This window comes from Desulfovibrio sp., assembly GCF_018379785.1.
Taxonomy (GTDB): Bacteria; Desulfobacterota; Desulfovibrionia; order Desulfovibrionales; family Desulfovibrionaceae; genus Desulfovibrio.
Genome location: NZ_JAGZUV010000066.1, coordinates 1 through 15,771, shown reverse-complemented (window position 1 = coordinate 15,771; position 15,771 = coordinate 1). Strand labels below are relative to the sequence as shown.

Sequence of the window (15,771 nt, the reverse complement as noted above, 5' to 3'; positions counted from 1 at the left end):
GGCCCGCCAGACTTTGACCATATCGGCCAGTGTGAGAACCTTCGGCAACAGGCGTGGCCCCCCATCCTTGGCATAGAGTTGCAAAAGATAACGCCAGGGGCGGTTATGAGGCACAATCAGCAGAGCGGAACCGGAGCGGCCGTCGCCGCAATCTTCCAGCACGGCTTTCAGATCCGGCAGAAAAGGCCGCTGCCAGGGAAAAATCAGAAAGGGCGAACCGCTCATAATCCGCTCGCCGGCGACGGCAAGAGCTCGGCGCACGTTTCGCACAGGGGCGAAACCCGCATCGCCTCCACCATCTGGAAGCGCCGCTGATCAAGATAGACCAGCAGGCCGCGCGCCGTACCGCCGTAGTCGCCGCTTTGCTCAAGGCAGCTCAGATAGCGGCGCACCTGATCAATGTGTCCCGCTTCAAGACGGCCGCTTTTGTAGTCGATGACCAGCGGTCCCCAGGATTCGCGCACCAGCAGATCCATACGCAACACATGGCCCTGTTCGTCCATAAGCGACTGCTCGGGCCAGCCCCGCTCAAGCCAGCGCCCAGCCTCGGGCTGGGACGCGAACCAGGTCAGAGCCCCGGCCAGCGAGTCGCGCAGGGCGGGGTCATCCGGCACAGGCAGGGGATAGTTGCGCAGGCCGAACGACAGGGCGGCCCCGGCATCCTCCTCCGCCTGCCCGGTAATGCGCAGATGCTCCAGGCAAAAGTGAAGCAGGCTGCAGCGGTCTTCGGCCTTGAAGGCAAAGCCGCCCAGCGGATTGCGGAAGATTTTCAGGCGCGGCAGCCACTGCATGGGCCGCCAATCCTGTTCCGGCACAGCCGCCTCGGTAAACGGCGCGGCGGTGGGGGCGGGACGGGAGTCTTCGTCCATTGCCCCGCCGTGTGAGCACCCCACCGGCGTCCCCTGGCTGTAGGGCAGACTCAGATCGGCCTCCTGCCAGAGAATATCCAGGGCCGCGCAGAGCGAGCCGCTTTTATTGTCCAGACCCGGCGTGCCGGTACGAAAAATGTGCAGTTCGTCTCTGGCCCTGGTAAAGGCCACATAGAGCAGATCCAGATTTTCGCAGGCTTGCCGCGCCAGATCCTGATAGTAGATTTCGCCCAGAGCCTTGCGGTTGGGCACCGCCAGGCGCAGACCGCCGCGTTCCAGCAGGACGGGACGCCCTGACGGGCGCACGCTGAAGCTGGTCCAGGGCAGGATCACCACCGGCGCTTCCAGCCCCTTGGATTTATGAATGGTCATGACGCGCACGGCATTCATGTTTTCGGGCATGGGCACTTTTTCCTCGCCGCTTTTGTCTTGCCAGTGCTCAAGAAACGTGGACAGGGTAGCCAGGCCTTTTTCTTCAGCGCTGTGCAACACCTCCATGAAACGGCGCAGGAACGTCCTGGCTTCCGGAAAGCGCGTTTCCACGTCCAGGCGCGTAAACCATTCCAGCACCGTGTCATAGGGCGTCATCAGGCCGGACTGACTGTGAAAGGGGGCCAGCAGGTTCCGCCAGATCAACGGCCAGCGCCGCCTGAAACGCAGATGCAATGGTCCTTGGCCCGGCTCCGCGCACCAGCCGTGCAACATTTCCCAGTCGAGTTCCGCCGCCTGCGGGTGCTCAAGCACGATGGAACCCGTGAGCATGGTCCAAAAGGCGATGTCGTCGTCGGGATTGTCCAGAAAAGCCAGCAAGGCCACAGTCTGCACAATGAGCGGGTGTTCCGCCAGCAGCAGGCTGTTTTCCGTGATGACCGGAATGCCCTCGTGCACCAGACCTTCGGCGGTCACGCGGGCAGTTTCATTGCCGCGCACCAGCACCAGCACGTCGGACCAGGGCCTGCGCGGGCCGATTTCGTCCCGCAACAAACCGCAAAGGCGCTCCAGCACACAATCCCGCAGGTCGTCCTGCGTGGCGCCTTGAATCTCCTCGGCCCGTACCAGGCCGCCTTCCCGTGGTTTGGGCGGACATTGCTGGGCCGTGCCCGCAAAAGCCCGGTTCAGGCGTCGCGTGGCCGCGGTCAGAACTTCCGGCGGCGTATCGCCGGGCAGCAGGGCGGCCAGCACCCGTTGCGCCGTGGCCGTATTCTCCAGGGGGGCAAAAATCCGGTTGTTGTGCTCCACCACTTCCCGGCGGCTGCGCCAGTTGCGGGGAAGATTGCGGCGTTCACCGCCGGGAGCCAGCCGCGTCAGCCCCTGATCCTCAAAGACCGCGTCGAACAGCTCCGGTTCGCCGCCGCGCCAGCCGTAGATGGACTGCTTGACGTCGCCCACCCAGGTCAGGGAGCCGCCGCGCGACAGAGCCTCTTCCAGCAAGGGGCGCAGGGCCTGCCATTGCTCGCGGCTGGTGTCCTGAAATTCATCCACCAGAAAATGGGTCAGGCGTGTGCCCAGACGGCAGAGCGCTTCCGGCACGCCGCGTTCGCCCTCCAGCACTTCGCGGGCCAGGCGCGGCACCAGCAGGCCGGGCAGCGCGCCTTCCTGTTCCTGATTCCGCAGAAAAGCGGCCACCAGGGCCTGTGCCAGGCGCACAAAGGGGGCGATGCGCAGGGCCTGGACAATCAGCGCGCCTTCCTCGGCCCGGCGGCGGGCGCGGGCTGAGTAGGCGGCAAAGGCTCGCGCGGTTGCTTCCGGCACCACGGTATTTTTGAGAAAGAGTTCTTCAGCTGCCTCCTTGCTTGCAAAGGCGGAAGAGCATTTTTCCACCTGGCCCCAGGAAAGTTGTTCCACAGCGCCCAGTGCCAGCTTTTTCCAGCGCAAATCGGCGGCCTGCGCGGAGGTCAGGAATTCCCGCGCGGCCCGCACGGCGGCCGCATCCATTTCTTGAAGCTTTTCTTTAAGAACTGCCTCCGGGGTCAGATCTTCAAAACGCCCCAGCAGTACATCGTCCAGTAAATCCCGCAGCTGGCGGAGCAGTTTCTCCCCGGCCAGAAAACCCTTGCTCTGGCCGTGCACCACCAGAGCCCGACAGGCCTCGCGCAAAAGATCGCGCATGGCCGCGTCTTCCCGCCAGGCCCGTTCCATAAAAAGGTCCAGGTAGGGAGCCAGAGCCTCCTCGGTAGCAAAGACGGGCTGGAAATCGGGATGGAGATTCAGCTCCAGGGCGGCGGCCCGCACAATAAGATGCAGCAGACTGTCAATGGTGCGGATATTCAGGGCGCTCAGATCGCGCATGATCACGTCCACCCAGCGGCGGGCCTCGTCCGCATCAAGGGGGATGTCTTCCGCGCGTGCGCCCAGAGCCGCGCTTTTCAGGTGGCGGATGACGCGGTCGCGCATTTCAGCGGCGGCGGCGTTGGTAAAGGTGACGGCCAGGATGTCGCCCCAGCCGCACTGGCGGCCCTCCGACACCAGCGCGCAGGCCGGGGAAGCCGCCACACCCGAGGCATGCCCGCATTCCATCAGGCGCAACAGAAAACAGCGGGTCAGCTCGTAGGTTTTGCCGGAACCGGCCGAGGCCTTGACCTGGCAGAGACGGGACATGCGGCGAGCGTCCTCTATTCGGGCGGCAGCATGCCTTTGAGCATGCCCTGACCCGTGGATTCCAGCACCGCGCGCCAGAGATCGGAATAGATGTTCAGTTTGCGGCGCGTTTGAGTGACCAGTTGCAGGGGCAGATGCACGTAACGGTCCTGCAGCTTGGCCACCACCATGTCGGTACGCCCGGCCATGGCCGCATGCACCGCGTACTGGCCCAGAAAGCCGCAGTAGACCTTGTCGTTGGCGTTGGCCGGTACGGAACGGATGATGTAACTGGGGTCGATGTATTTGATGGAATGCTCCATCTGGCGGGCGTTGAGATAGGTATTGATTTCCTTGCGCAAAAGGTCGGCCACTTCGCCCAGTACGGGATTGCCCGAGGCGTCGGTGCCCGCGCTGTGCTTCAGCAGATGCTGGCCCGCGCCCTCGGCCGCCACGATGACCGCATGCCCTCTGGAGCGCAGGCGTTCTTCCAGGGCGGGCAGCAGGCCGCCTTCGCCCTCCAGGGTGAAGGGCGCTTCCGGAATCAGCACGAAGTTCACTTCCTTGAGGGCCAGCGTGGCTCGCGCGGCGATAAATCCGGACTCCCGGCCCATGAGTTTGACCAGGCCGATGCCGTTGGGCGTGCCGCAGGCTTCGGTGTGGGCGCACTCAATGGCCTCGGTGGCCTTGAACACGGCGGTTTCAAAGCCAAACGACTGGGGGATGAAATTGATGTCGTTGTCAATGGTTTTGGGAATGCCGATCACCGCGATCTTCAGACCCCGATTCTGCACTTCCCGGCTGATGGAAAGCGCCGCCTTCATGGTGCCGTCGCCGCCGATGACGAAAAGCGCGTTGACGTTGCAGCGCTCAAGGGTGTCCACGATTTCCTCGGGCGACTGCGGCCCGCGCGACGAGCCCAGAATAGTGCCGCCGAAGCGATGGATGTCGGCCACCACGTCCGGGGTCAGCTCCCGCAGGGCGTGCCGGTACTTGGGGATGAAACCCTCCAGGCCGTAGGGAATGCCCACAATGGCAGGTACATTGTAGGCATGGTAGGCCTCCATGACGATAGCGCGGATCACGTCGTTGATGCCGGGACACAGGCCGCCGCAGGTGACGATGGCGCACTTGGCGCGGGAGGAGTCGAAATAGAGCTTTTTACGCGGCCCTGCCGCCTCGAAACAAACGCAGCAGGCCTCTCCGTTGTGTTCGCTCAACTCCTCATCCACAAAAATCTGAATGCGTTTGTCGTCGGCCCAGGTGCGGTAGGGCAGATGCGATTCCAGCTTGCAGGGCCCCAAGGTACGGATACTTGTATCCAGCGCGCATTCTTCCATGATCTGCCTCATAAAAAAGGTAAAACGCTATTTGCTCAGGCCCAGTTCGGCGGCCTTGCCGTGCATGGCTTCAATGGACAGCGCCAGAAAATCGTCCAATTCCAGCCCGACGTCGGCGCACTGACGGATATTGTCGCGATTCACACTGGCGGCAAAGGCCTTGTCCTTCATCTTTTTCTTGATGCTTTTGGGCTCCATGCCTTCCAGGCCTGTGGGGCGCATGCGCGCCGCCGCACTGATGAGCCCCGTGACCGTCTCGCCGCAACGCAGGGCGTAATCGAAACGGCATTGCGGAGCAGCGCCGTTCATTTCGCCGTTATGGGCGCGGATGGCGGCCAGGGCCTCTTCCGGCAGTTTGCCGGTCAGCATGGTCGCGCTTTCCAGACCATGACGCTCGGGCGCTTCAGCGGTAGCGGGGTAGTCCAGATCATGCAGCAGCCCGGTCAGGCCCCACATATCCTCATCCTCGCCGAAACGGCGCGCCAAGGTGCGCATAATGGCCTCCGCAGCCAAAGCGTGTTGCAGCAACGATACCGGCGTGCCCTGGTCCGCCAGCAGTTTCAGGGCTTCGTCTCGTTTGATCATCATCAGGCCCCCTTTATGCTTTAAATGTAAAACAGGGGCGCAACGATGGCAAGACGGGACGGCAATATTGGGAAAGGCCGGAGCCCCCAAAAATACGGGGATGCCGAGGCCGTGTCCGGGGGGAGCTGCCGTCTCCCCCCTACCGGCCAGCAACGGATGGCCGGACAAGGTCAAGCGGAGCGCGCCGCGGCCCGTCGCTGTTGACAGCAAGACCAATATGGCCGAAAAGCAATCCCTTGGACAAATTCTTTTGACGTTTTACCGCAGTGATGCTTATGCCCATATTTGGTATTAAATTTCGCGAGCTCGGGCAGACGAATTACTATTCCGGCCCGCCGGAGCTCAAGCGCGGCGACCATGTTTTGATTGAGGCCGACCAGGGCGTGACCCTGGCCGAGGTTGTTTCCGGCCCGCTTGAAGGTCTGCCCGGCATGGAAGAGCGGGACCTGCCCGCCATTCTGCGCCAGGCGGGCTCCACGGATATGGAGACCGGAAGGGAAAACAAGGCACTGGCCCGCGAGGCCACGGCCTATTGCCGCCAATGCATCCGCGACCGCCGCCTGGACATGAAACTGGTGGATGTGGAGGTCTTTTTCGACCGCAGCAAGCTGATCTTTTACTTCACGGCGCCCGCGCGCATCGACTTTCGCGATCTGGTCAAGGATCTGGTGCGCGAATACCGTGCCCGCATTGAGCTGCGCCAGATCGGCGTCCGCCATGAAACCCAGATGGTGGGCGCGGTGGGCAATTGCGGCATGGTCTGCTGCTGCCGTCGCTATCTGCGCAAGTTCGCCCCGGTGACCATCCGCATGGCCAAGGAACAGAATCTCTTTCTCAATCCGGCCAAAATTTCCGGCATCTGCGGCCGTCTGCTCTGCTGCCTTTCCTATGAGCAGGAAAATTACGACCATTTCCACCGCTATTGTCCGCGCCTGGGCAAGAAATACCAGACCGACCGGGGCGGCATGAAGGTGCTGCGGGCCAATATGTTCCGCAACTCCCTGTCCGTGATCACGGAAAATAACGAGGAACTGGAACTGAGCCTGGACGAATGGCAGGCTCTGGCTCCTCATCGTCCCGAGCCCCAGCAGCAGGGCGGCCAACCCAAGCCGACCGCCAAGCCCCGCCAGGGTGACGGTTTGCTGGTGGTTTCCGTGACGCCCGACACAGTGGAAGACCCTGGTCTGTTTGACGACTTGCTGCCTCCGGAGGAAAGCCGGAGCAATGAGGACGGGCAGGCTGCGGAGCGGCCGGATACGGTGAATTTTGCTGAGAGCCGGGAAGAGAAGGGCGGCACGCCGTCCGGGTCATCGGGAGCCGGCGAGGCGGGCAAAGGACGCCGCAAGCGTCGGCGCAAGCCCGCGCAGCGCCCGGAAAACGAGTAGTATCTTTTGTTGCCGGGCCTCCGCGACTCCCCACACCAAGCGGGCCGCGAGGCCGTTTCCGGGCATGGAAGCGGGGTCTTGCGCAAGCGGCGGAGCCAAAGGCAATTGGGTTCAAGTCAACAGCACGGAGCCTTGTGTGAAAAGCTTTTTCATCACCACGCCCATTTACTACGTCAATGCCAATCCCCACTTGGGGCATGCCTATACCACCATTGTGGCGGATTCCTTGGCTCGCTTCCACAAACTGCTGGGCGAGGACACGCTCTTCCTGACCGGCACGGACGAGCACGGCGACAAGATCGTGCAGGCCGCCGAAAAGCAGGGACAGACCCCCAAGGAATTTGTGGACGCCATCAGCGGCCGTTTCCGGGCGCTCTGGCCGCAACTGGGCATTGCCAACGACCGTTTCGTGCGCACCACCGACGAGGCGCACAAGCGCACGGTGCAGGACTTTCTGCAAAAAGTGTATGACGCCGGCGACATCTATTTCGGCGAGTTCGGCGGCCATTACTGTTACGGCTGTGAACGCTTCTACACGGAAAAGGAGCTGGAAAACGGCCTCTGCCCCCAGCATCTGACCAAGCCGGAATTCATCAGTGAAAAGAACTACTTCTTCCGCATGTCCAAATATCTGCCCTGGCTGCGGGAGTATATCAGCCAGCATCCGGATTTTATCCGGCCCGAGCGCTACCGCACGGAAGTGCTGGCCATGCTGGAATCGGGCGCGCTGGAGGATCTGTGCATCTCCCGCCCGAAGACGCGCCTGACCTGGGGCATTGAGCTGCCGTTTGACAGGGATTACGTCTGCTACGTCTGGTTCGACGCCCTGATCAACTACATCAGCGCTCTGGGCTGGCCCGACGGGGCTGACTATGCCCGTTACTGGCCCGGTGAACATCTGGTGGCGAAAGACATCCTCAAGCCGCACGCCGTATTCTGGCCCACTATGCTCAAGGCCGCCGGTCTGCCGTTGTATAAGCACCTCAATGTGCACGGCTACTGGCTTTCTCGGGATACCAAGATGTCAAAATCACTGGGCAATGTGGTGGACCCCCTGGAGACGGGCCGACGTTTCGGGCTGGACGCCTTCCGCTACTTCCTGCTGCGCGAAATGCACTTCGGCTCGGACGCCAGTTTCAGTGAGGAATCCCTGATCGGCAGGATCAACGCCGACCTGGCCAATGACCTTGGCAATCTTTTCAGCCGGGTGCTCTCCATGACAGCCAAATATTTCGGCAGTTGCGTGCCTCAACCCAAGCAGCGCGAGCCGGAAGATGAGGCCATGGTGGAACTGTGCGCCACGGCCATGCGCAATTTCTCCCAGTTGTTCGGCAACGTGCAGTTCGCCCAGGCTTTGGAGTCCCTCTGGGAGCTGGTACGCGCCCTGAACAAATACGTGGACAGCCAGGCCCCCTGGGCCCTGCACAAGCAGGGCAATATGGAGCGGCTGGCCACGGTCATGTATATTCTGCTGGCGGCCATGCGTAAAATCGCGCTTTGCCTCTGGCCGGTCATGCCCGCCGCGTCCCGCCGGATGCTGGAACAATTGGGCCAGCACGTGGAAGAGGGGCTGCCCCCGATACCCAACCTGGATGACGAAATCATTTGCTTCGGAGGGCTGGCAGCGGGCACGCAGGTGGCGGCAACGTCCAATCTTTTCCCGCGCATCGACGTGAAGAAAAATGCCGGTACGGACGGGGACAAGACGCCCGCGCCGAAAGTTAAAGAAAAACATAAAGAAAAGAAGACGGACAAGCCCGACGAAGCCAAAGCCGCGGCTCCCGCGCCCGCCGCAACAGCGGGACGGCCCGAGGTGGATTTTGATCACTTCAAGGCTCTGGATCTGCGGGTGGGCACAGTGCGTGTGGCGGAACGGCATCCCAACGCGGACCGCATCCTCCGTCTGGAAATCGATTTCGGGGAAGGGCGGTTGCGTCAGATTCTTTCAGGACTGGCGGAATATTACGCCCCCGAAGATCTGGTGGGCAAACAGGTCTGCGCCGTGCTGAATCTGACGCCGCGCAAGATCCGGGGCCTGATGTCCCACGGCATGGTGCTCACCGCCCAGGGCGGAGACGAGCTCAGCCTGCTGGCTGTGGCCAAGGCCGTTCCCGACGGCAGCGAAATCGCCTAGGTGTAAAGTTTCAACAGGTTGTTCACCCTGCCTCAACCGGAGTTAGCCGACAACAGCAAGCCGAGACGAGGACAGGGTGAACAACGTATTGACACTCGACATCTAGTCGCGTTTCTGTTCTTTACGGAAAAGAAATTCCAGAGCTTCAGCGTCCACAGGCGTAAGGTTGAAACGCATGCCCGCTTCATCCAGCAGGCTGGACAGACTTTTGCGGGGGTCGCGTTTGTGTTCCTCGTTCAGATAGGCAATGGCTTTGCGCACAAGTTCGCTCTGGGGCATAATGGTCGGCATCGGGGTAGTCCTCACTTTTTCTGTTACATAGCCATGGCGCGGTTTTTTGGCAATGCCGCGTTGTAAACGACTGTATCACGGCCGGATATCGAAAAGCAGCGAACTGCCGCGCAACGCGGCGGGCCGCCCGGAGACCCAATATGGATAATCTGCTCACCGCCCTTATTTTGAGCGTCGTGGAAGGACTGACCGAATTTCTGCCGGTCTCCTCCTCGGGGCATCTGATTCTTGTGGGCGATCTGCTTAATTTTGTAGGGGAGCGGGCCGCCACTTTTGAGGTTGTAATTCAACTCGGGGCCATTATGGCCGTGGTGGTGCTGTACTGGAAACGCTTCTGGGGCCTGATCCAGCCGCAACCCTACGTGCGCTTCGCGGGCATGCGCGGCATCTGGCTGCTGATCCTCACTTCGCTGCCCGCCTGCGTGATGGGCCTGTTGCTCCACTCCCTGATCAAGGAATATCTGTTCCGGCCTTCCACCGTGCTCATTGCCCTGGTGGTGGGGGCCGTGTGCATGATTCTTGTGGAACGGCGCAAGCACAAGCCCACCTGCATCAGCCTGGACGACATGACGCCGCGTCTGGCCCTGGGCATCGGCTGTTTCCAGTGCCTGGCTCTCTGGCCCGGTTTTTCGCGCTCGGCGGCCACCATCATGGGCGGCATGCTGTTGGGGGCAAAGCGGCCGCTGGCGGCGGAATATTCCTTTATCGCGGCGGTGCCCATCATGGTAGCGGCTACGAGCTTTGACATGCTGAAAAATCTCAGCCTGTTCACTGCGGCGGACATTCCCTTTTTCGTGGTGGGCATAGCGGGCTCCTTCATTTCGGCCCTGCTGGCGGTCAAGGTTTTCGTGGCCCTGGTGGGGCGGATGACCCTGGTGCCCTTTGCCGTCTACCGCCTGCTGCTCGCGCCCTTTGTCTATTATTTTATGGTGAATTGACGGATAGCGCAAAAAGCGCTTGCCAAGCCCCGGCAAATTGTATAAAGAATTCGACGCGCCACTATGGGGGCGCAATACGGCAAGGTAGCTCAGTTGGTCAGAGCATGCGGTTCATACCCGCAGTGTCGGGGGTTCAAATCCCTCCCTTGCTACCAAATTTCGCCCTGAATAGGGCAGGGAAACCCTGAACGGCATAACCTTTCAGGGTTTTTCTTTTCCTTTGCCACAAGGTACCACGAAAACGTCATTTTGAATGGCGAAAATCGCTTCGCTTAAAATCATGTTTTTGGCGCAACGGGCGTACCGGCTTGACCCTGTCGAACTTCCCCGCGCGTTCAAAAAATCTTTGACAGCCGTGCCAAAGTGAGGTTGGTAGAGCGAATCAACATAAAAATTATCCGCCGGGCGTCCGCGTGAGCTGACGCCCGTATCTGCCCGCGACACACACGGCAAGATCGCGTTATTGCCGTGCGTCAGCCGTATCGGCGCGGTTTGCCTGAACCGCTCACGGCGAAGCTGTGACCCACCAGGCCGATAGCGCTGTGGGGAGCGATAACGGCGGCAGCTTGTGGACAGTTTCGCACAGGAAGATGCCATGCTTTCCCGCGCCCGCTATATTCTGCTCAATGCTTACCACATTTTGATTGACGGACTTTTTGACGCGGTTCCCATTCTGCTCGCTTTTATGGTCCTTTCCTTCGGTGAAGGGGAAAAAGCCGTGGGCCTGATCGTTTCCGTGGGCACCGCCGCAGGCACGGCAGCCGGTCTGGGCACGTTGCTTCTGGCCCGAAAACTGGGCTTCATGCAGACCATCACCCTGGTGACCGCCGTGTGCGGGGCCGGATTTTGCGCGGCCACCTTCTCCGGCAACATCGTGGTCGCCGGTCTGTGCTTCATTCTGGCCGTGACGGGCTACAATGTCTTTCATAATATTGCATTTTCCTACCTGACGCTGCACACCGAAAGACGCCGCCTGGGCAGGGTCATGAGCGATTTTACCGCCATAGGCGACGTGGGCAGAATCCCCCTGGTTTCCTTGGCGGCCTTTGTCGCCGCATATTCATTCGGGGGCTTTCCGGGTTGGCGGATGGTCTGCATCACATACGGCGCGGCGGCGCTCGCTGCCGCGTTCTGGCTCTTTGTCTCCTGCCGGGGCGAGCGCCCCGAAACGCGGGAGGAAGCCCCCGGGGGCAGGAATTTTCCCGCGTTCGGCATGTTCAGGGACAGGGAAATATTCCTGGCCATGTTCGCCAGCATTCTGAACGCGTTCAGCAACGACCGGATATTCACGTTTCTTCCCTTGCTGCTGATCGGCAAGGAGGTGGACCCTACCATCATCGGTTCCTTTGCCCTGGGGTTTTCGGTGGGCTCTTTTCTCGGCAAGATGGCCTGCGGCCGCTTTGTGGACAGTTTCGGACCGCGAAAGGTTTTCGTGGCCGCCGAACTGCTGCTGACGGCTTTGCTCTGCGCTCTGATCATGGCGGACCAGCTTGTCCTCATTGTCAGTAGCGCCTTGCTGCTCGGCATTGTGACCAAGGGCACCGTTCCGGTCATTCAGGCCATCATCACCGAACCCGTACGGGATGCCGCCTCCTACGGCGACGTGTTCTCCATCAATTCCTTTCTGCGCGGCATAACCAACATGCTGACCCCGCTTCTTTTCGGCTTCCTGGCCTCCGCCTGGAGCATGAATGCCATCTATGCGATCATGGCGGTAGCGGCGGCGGTGGCCGCCGTGCCGGTTCTATTGATGCGCAGGTTCGATTCCGCCCGTTGAGCAGCGTCGCTCATGGTGAGGTTGTAAAAAAATATTTCAAGTTTTCCATAAAGAAAAATTTGCCGCAAAACGGGATGTGTGCTTGTGTCGCTGAAAAATCCGGATAGCCTGCTGCGATCTCTTCCGCCCGACTGCTGGTCAAAAATTATGCATGTGTAAAATTTTCATTCAGTTTCTAGAAAAAATTCCGTCCCCTTGTGCCCCGGAAACCATATGCCGGGCCGTAATCCGGCCGCCGGGCGGCCTGTGTCTTCATTGTCATCCATAAAAGGATAGGCTATGATTACCAACTTAACAAAACGCCCAGTTTGGAGGAGCAGGAAATATGACTGAGGAAAAAATAGAAAGCCCCGCGCAGGAAGAAGCCACTGAAGATTTTGCCGCCATGCTGGCGGCGCACAGCGCTTCTTCCGGCCGCTTGCAGCCGGGCCAGAAGGTCAGCGGCACCGTCATTGCCGTCACCGGCGACAGCGTCTTTGTGGATATGGGCATCAAGGTGGACGGCATCATGGAGCGCAAGGACATTCTGGATGCCGAGGGCAAGGAAAGCGCGGGGCCCGGCGACAGCGTGGAAGCCTGGGTCATTGCTGTCTCCCCGCAGGAAATCCGCCTGTCCCGCTCCATGAGCGGCAGCGGCGTGGCCGCTCTGGAAGAGGCCCGCGACGCCGCTCTGCCGGTGGACGGCAGGGTGACCGCCGTCTGCAAGGGCGGTTACACGGTTGAGGTGCTGGGCAAGACGGCTTTCTGTCCCGGCAGTCAGATGGACGCTTCCTCGGGCGACGCCGACTCCCTGGTGGGGCGCGGCATGCAGTTCCTGATCATCCGGGTGGAAAACCGGGGCCGGAACATCGTGGTTTCGCGGCGCGCGCTGCTGGAACGCGAGCGCCAGGAAAATCTGGACAAGCTGCTGGAAACCCTCAAGGAAGGCGACACCGTGGAAGGGCGGATCACCCGTCTGGCCCCCTTCGGCGCGTTCATGGAACTGGCTCCGGCGGTGGAAGGCATGATCCATCTCTCGGAGCTGTCCTGGTCCCGTGTGGGCGCGGCGGACGAGGCGGTGTCCCCCGGCGATCTTGTCCGGGTCAAGGTGCTCGGCATCAGCAAAAACGATAAGGGCCAGATCCGGATTTCTCTTTCGCGCAAGCAGGCCGAGGGCGACCCCTGGCAGGAGGCCCCGGAACGCTTGAGCGCGGGCGCCGTGGTGCAGGGCAGGGTGGTGCGCCTGGCTCCCTTCGGCGCGTTTGTCGAGCTGCTGCCCGGCGTGGAAGGCTTGATTCATATTTCCGAAATGTCCTGGGCCAAGCGGGTCAACAAGCCCGAGGAAGTGCTCAGCGCGGGCGAGACCGTCTCCGTCAAGATCAAGGACGTCAACACCGAGACGCGGCGCATTGCCTTGAGCCTGCGCGACGCCGAGGGCGATCCCTGGCAGGACGCGGCCCAGCGCTTTGCCGTGGGTTCCACTGTGACCGGCACGGTGGAAAGCCGCACCCAGTACGGCCTGTTTGTGACCCTGGCCCCGGGCGTCACCGCCCTGCTGCCCGCCGGAGTGATCAAGAACGCCAAAAACGCTGCTCAGTTCAGCAAGCTGGATAAGGGCGACAGCGTGAGCCTGATTGTTCAAAATCTGGACAGTGCCGCTCGCCGCATCAGTTTGGCTCCGGAAGGCTCCGAAGCCGCCGCGTCCGCCGAGGACAAAGCCTGGAAGCAGCATGTCTCCGCCGGATCATCCTCTTCCGGCAATGGAATGGGCATCATGGCACAGGCTTTGCAAAAAGCCATGCAAAAAAAGTAATGAGGAGTGGTTCCATGATTGTAAAAAAATACCTCGCCGCACTGCTTGCCGTGGCCTTTCTGGCTTCGGCCCAGCTTTCGCAGGCGGCGGATCTGCCCGACTTCAGCGAGCTGGCGGCGAAAAGCGGCCCGGCTGTGGTCAATATAGGCACGGAACGCAAGGCCTCCGGGGGCGGCCCTGAAGATTTCTTCGGTGAAATGTTCCGCAATATGCCCCCCGGCTTTGAAAAGTTTTTTGACCAGTTCGGCGGCAAAGGGCGCGGAGGCAAGCGGCCTCAGCAGAAGCAGAAATCGCTGGGTTCCGGCTTTCTCGTGTCCGCTGACGGCTACATCGTGACCAACAACCATGTGGTGGCCGACGCCGACGTGATCCACGTCACTCTGGACGAAGACAACGGCAAAAGTGAAACCCTCAAGGCCACGCTGATCGGCTCCGATGAGGAAACCGACCTGGCCCTGCTGAAAGTGGACGCCAAAAAGCCCCTGCCTTTCCTGACCTTCGGCGATTCCGACGCGCTTAAGGTGGGTGAATGGCTGCTGGCCATCGGCAATCCCTTCGGCCTGGACCACACTGTGACCGCGGGCATTCTTTCGGCCAAGGGCCGCAATATCCGCTCCGGGCCGTTCGACAACTTCCTCCAGACAGACGCCTCCATCAATCCCGGCAACAGCGGCGGTCCGCTGCTGAATATGGCCGGCCAGGTAGTGGGCATCAACACGGCCATCATCGCCAGCGGCCAGGGCATCGGCTTTGCCATTCCCAGCAATATGGCCGCCAAGATTATCAATCAGATCAAGAGCGGCAAAAAGATCAGCCGCGGCTGGATCGGCGTGAGCATCCAGGACATGGATGAAAACACCGCCAAAGCTCTGGGCATGAAAGAGCCCTCGGGCGCCCTGGTGGGCAGCGTCATGGAAAATGAGCCCGCCGCCAAGGGCGGCGTGCAGGACGGCGACGTGATTATCGCCGTGGACAAGAAAGATGTCGAAGACGCTGCGGCCCTGTTGCGCGCCATTGCCGACAAGGCACCCGGCAGCACCGCTGTGCTGACCGTGTGGCGCGACGGCAAGAACTTCGACCTCAAGGTGACGCTGGGCGAACGTAAGAGCGGCCAGAGCGACGGCCGTCCCGGCATGGGCCAGAAGCAGCAGAACGAAGGACTCCTGGGCCTCTCGGTGCGTCCCCTCAAGGAGGAGGAACGCCGCGAGATGAAGCTCGGCAAGGATGAAGGCCTGCTGATCGTGGACGTCGACCCCGACAAGCCCGCCGCCGAAGCGGATCTGCGCCCCGGCGACGTGATCCTCAAGGCCAACCTGAAGCCCGTGAACAGCGGGGAAGCCCTTTCCAAGATCGTCAAAGAAGTGGGCGTGAAGCGCGGGGCCATTATGCTGCAGATTGAACGGCGCGGAGATGTGTACTTCCGCACCATCCCCCTCGGCAAGTAAGCGCCCTTCCAATGACAACCAGGGCTGCCTCCCAGTGGGGCAGCCTTTTTTGTCATGTCATGTCAGTAAAACTCCTTTTGATTTGTTAAAAAGTCTCGCGGTCTGGCAACTGCGAGTCAACAAATCAAAAGGAGGTCACGATGGGTGACGCCAAAAGTTTAGCCCACACAAGGTGGAACTGCAAATATCACATTGTTTTTGCGCCTAAATATCGCCGCCAGGTGTTCTATGGTGAAAAGAAGCACGCCATTGGCGAAATTCTGCGCAAGTTGTGCGAATGGAAGGATGTAAAAATAGTGGAGGCAGAATGTTGCCCAGACCACATCCACATGCTGCTTGAGATTCCCCCCAAAATGAGTGTGTCGAGTTTTATGGGCTATCTGAAGGGTAAGAGTAGTCTCATGATCTATGAACAATTTGGGGATTTGAAGTTCAAATACCGCAATCGAGAGTTTTGGTGCCGTGGGTATTACGTCGATACAGTGGGCAAGAATAAGGCCAAGATTCAGGATTACATCAAGCATCAGCTGGAGTCGGATAAACTTGGCGATCAGTTGAGCCTACCATACCCAGGGAGCCCGTTTACGGGCTGCAAGTAACAGAAATGCAAATGTCAGATCGCAAGAGCGCCTGCTAGG

At 60.6% G+C, this 15,771-nt stretch carries 12 protein-coding genes and 1 tRNA gene; 8 read left to right on the top strand and 5 right to left on the bottom strand.

The window, feature by feature from the left end; all coding sequences use genetic code 11:
• The 4 genes from KH208_RS12590 to KH208_RS12575 all read right to left on the bottom strand — a co-directional run.
• On the bottom strand, positions 1-225 hold a 225-nt coding region (locus KH208_RS12590; RefSeq protein WP_291436785.1), incomplete at its 3' end, for a hypothetical protein.
• Positions 222-3,467 (bottom strand): exodeoxyribonuclease V subunit beta, encoded by a 3,246-nt coding sequence (locus KH208_RS12585; RefSeq protein WP_291436783.1) that lies wholly within the window; start codon positions 3,465-3,467, stop codon positions 222-224. The genes KH208_RS12585 and KH208_RS12590, both read right to left, overlap by 4 nt.
• A gap of 14 nt (positions 3,468-3,481) precedes the next feature.
• Positions 3,482-4,786 (bottom strand): ATP-dependent 6-phosphofructokinase, encoded by a 1,305-nt coding sequence (locus KH208_RS12580; protein ID WP_291436781.1) that lies wholly within the window; start codon positions 4,784-4,786, stop codon positions 3,482-3,484.
• 27 nt (positions 4,787-4,813) lie between these two features.
• Positions 4,814-5,371: an HD domain-containing protein gene (locus KH208_RS12575; RefSeq protein WP_291436814.1), complete on the bottom strand. Its 558-nt coding sequence runs from the start codon at positions 5,369-5,371 to the stop codon at positions 4,814-4,816.
• Positions 5,372-5,646: 275 nt separating this feature from the next.
• Between KH208_RS12575 and KH208_RS12570 the strand changes: the two genes are divergently transcribed.
• A complete protein-coding gene (locus tag KH208_RS12570; RefSeq protein ID WP_291436778.1) occupies positions 5,647-6,756 on the top strand; it encodes a regulatory iron-sulfur-containing complex subunit RicT in 1,110 nt (369 codons plus the stop codon).
• 136 nt (positions 6,757-6,892) lie between these two features.
• Positions 6,893-8,890, top strand: coding sequence for a methionine--tRNA ligase (gene metG, locus KH208_RS12565; RefSeq protein WP_291436777.1), 1,998 nt, complete (start codon positions 6,893-6,895; stop codon positions 8,888-8,890).
• 102 nt (positions 8,891-8,992) lie between these two features.
• Here metG and KH208_RS12560 read toward each other — a convergent pair whose 3' ends face one another.
• Positions 8,993-9,181: a hypothetical protein gene (locus tag KH208_RS12560; protein ID WP_291436775.1), complete on the bottom strand. Its 189-nt coding sequence runs from the start codon at positions 9,179-9,181 to the stop codon at positions 8,993-8,995.
• Positions 9,182-9,321: 140 nt separating this feature from the next.
• Between KH208_RS12560 and KH208_RS12555 the strand changes: the two genes are divergently transcribed.
• The 6 genes from KH208_RS12555 (at position 9,322) to tnpA (ending at position 15,732) form a co-directional block, all read left to right on the top strand.
• Entirely contained in the window at positions 9,322-10,119 is a 798-nt protein-coding gene (locus tag KH208_RS12555; protein WP_291436773.1) for an undecaprenyl-diphosphate phosphatase, read from the top strand.
• 78 nt (positions 10,120-10,197) lie between these two features.
• Positions 10,198-10,274: transfer RNA gene (locus KH208_RS12550), tRNA-Met, on the top strand.
• Positions 10,275-10,687: 413 nt separating this feature from the next.
• On the top strand, positions 10,688-11,896 hold the full coding sequence (locus KH208_RS12545; RefSeq protein ID WP_291436772.1) for an MFS transporter: 1,209 nt from the start codon (positions 10,688-10,690) through the stop codon (positions 11,894-11,896).
• Positions 11,897-12,221: 325 nt separating this feature from the next.
• Positions 12,222-13,688, top strand: a complete 1,467-nt coding sequence (locus tag KH208_RS12540; protein WP_291436769.1) for a 30S ribosomal protein S1 — start codon at positions 12,222-12,224, stop codon at positions 13,686-13,688.
• Between the two features lie 14 nt (positions 13,689-13,702).
• Positions 13,703-15,133, top strand: a complete 1,431-nt coding sequence (locus KH208_RS12535) for a DegQ family serine endoprotease (RefSeq protein WP_291436767.1) — start codon at positions 13,703-13,705, stop codon at positions 15,131-15,133.
• Positions 15,134-15,273: 140 nt separating this feature from the next.
• Complete coding sequence (gene tnpA / locus KH208_RS12530) at positions 15,274-15,732, top strand: IS200/IS605 family transposase (protein WP_291436765.1); 459 nt, start codon at positions 15,274-15,276, stop codon at positions 15,730-15,732.
• Positions 15,733-15,771 lie beyond the last annotated feature (39 nt).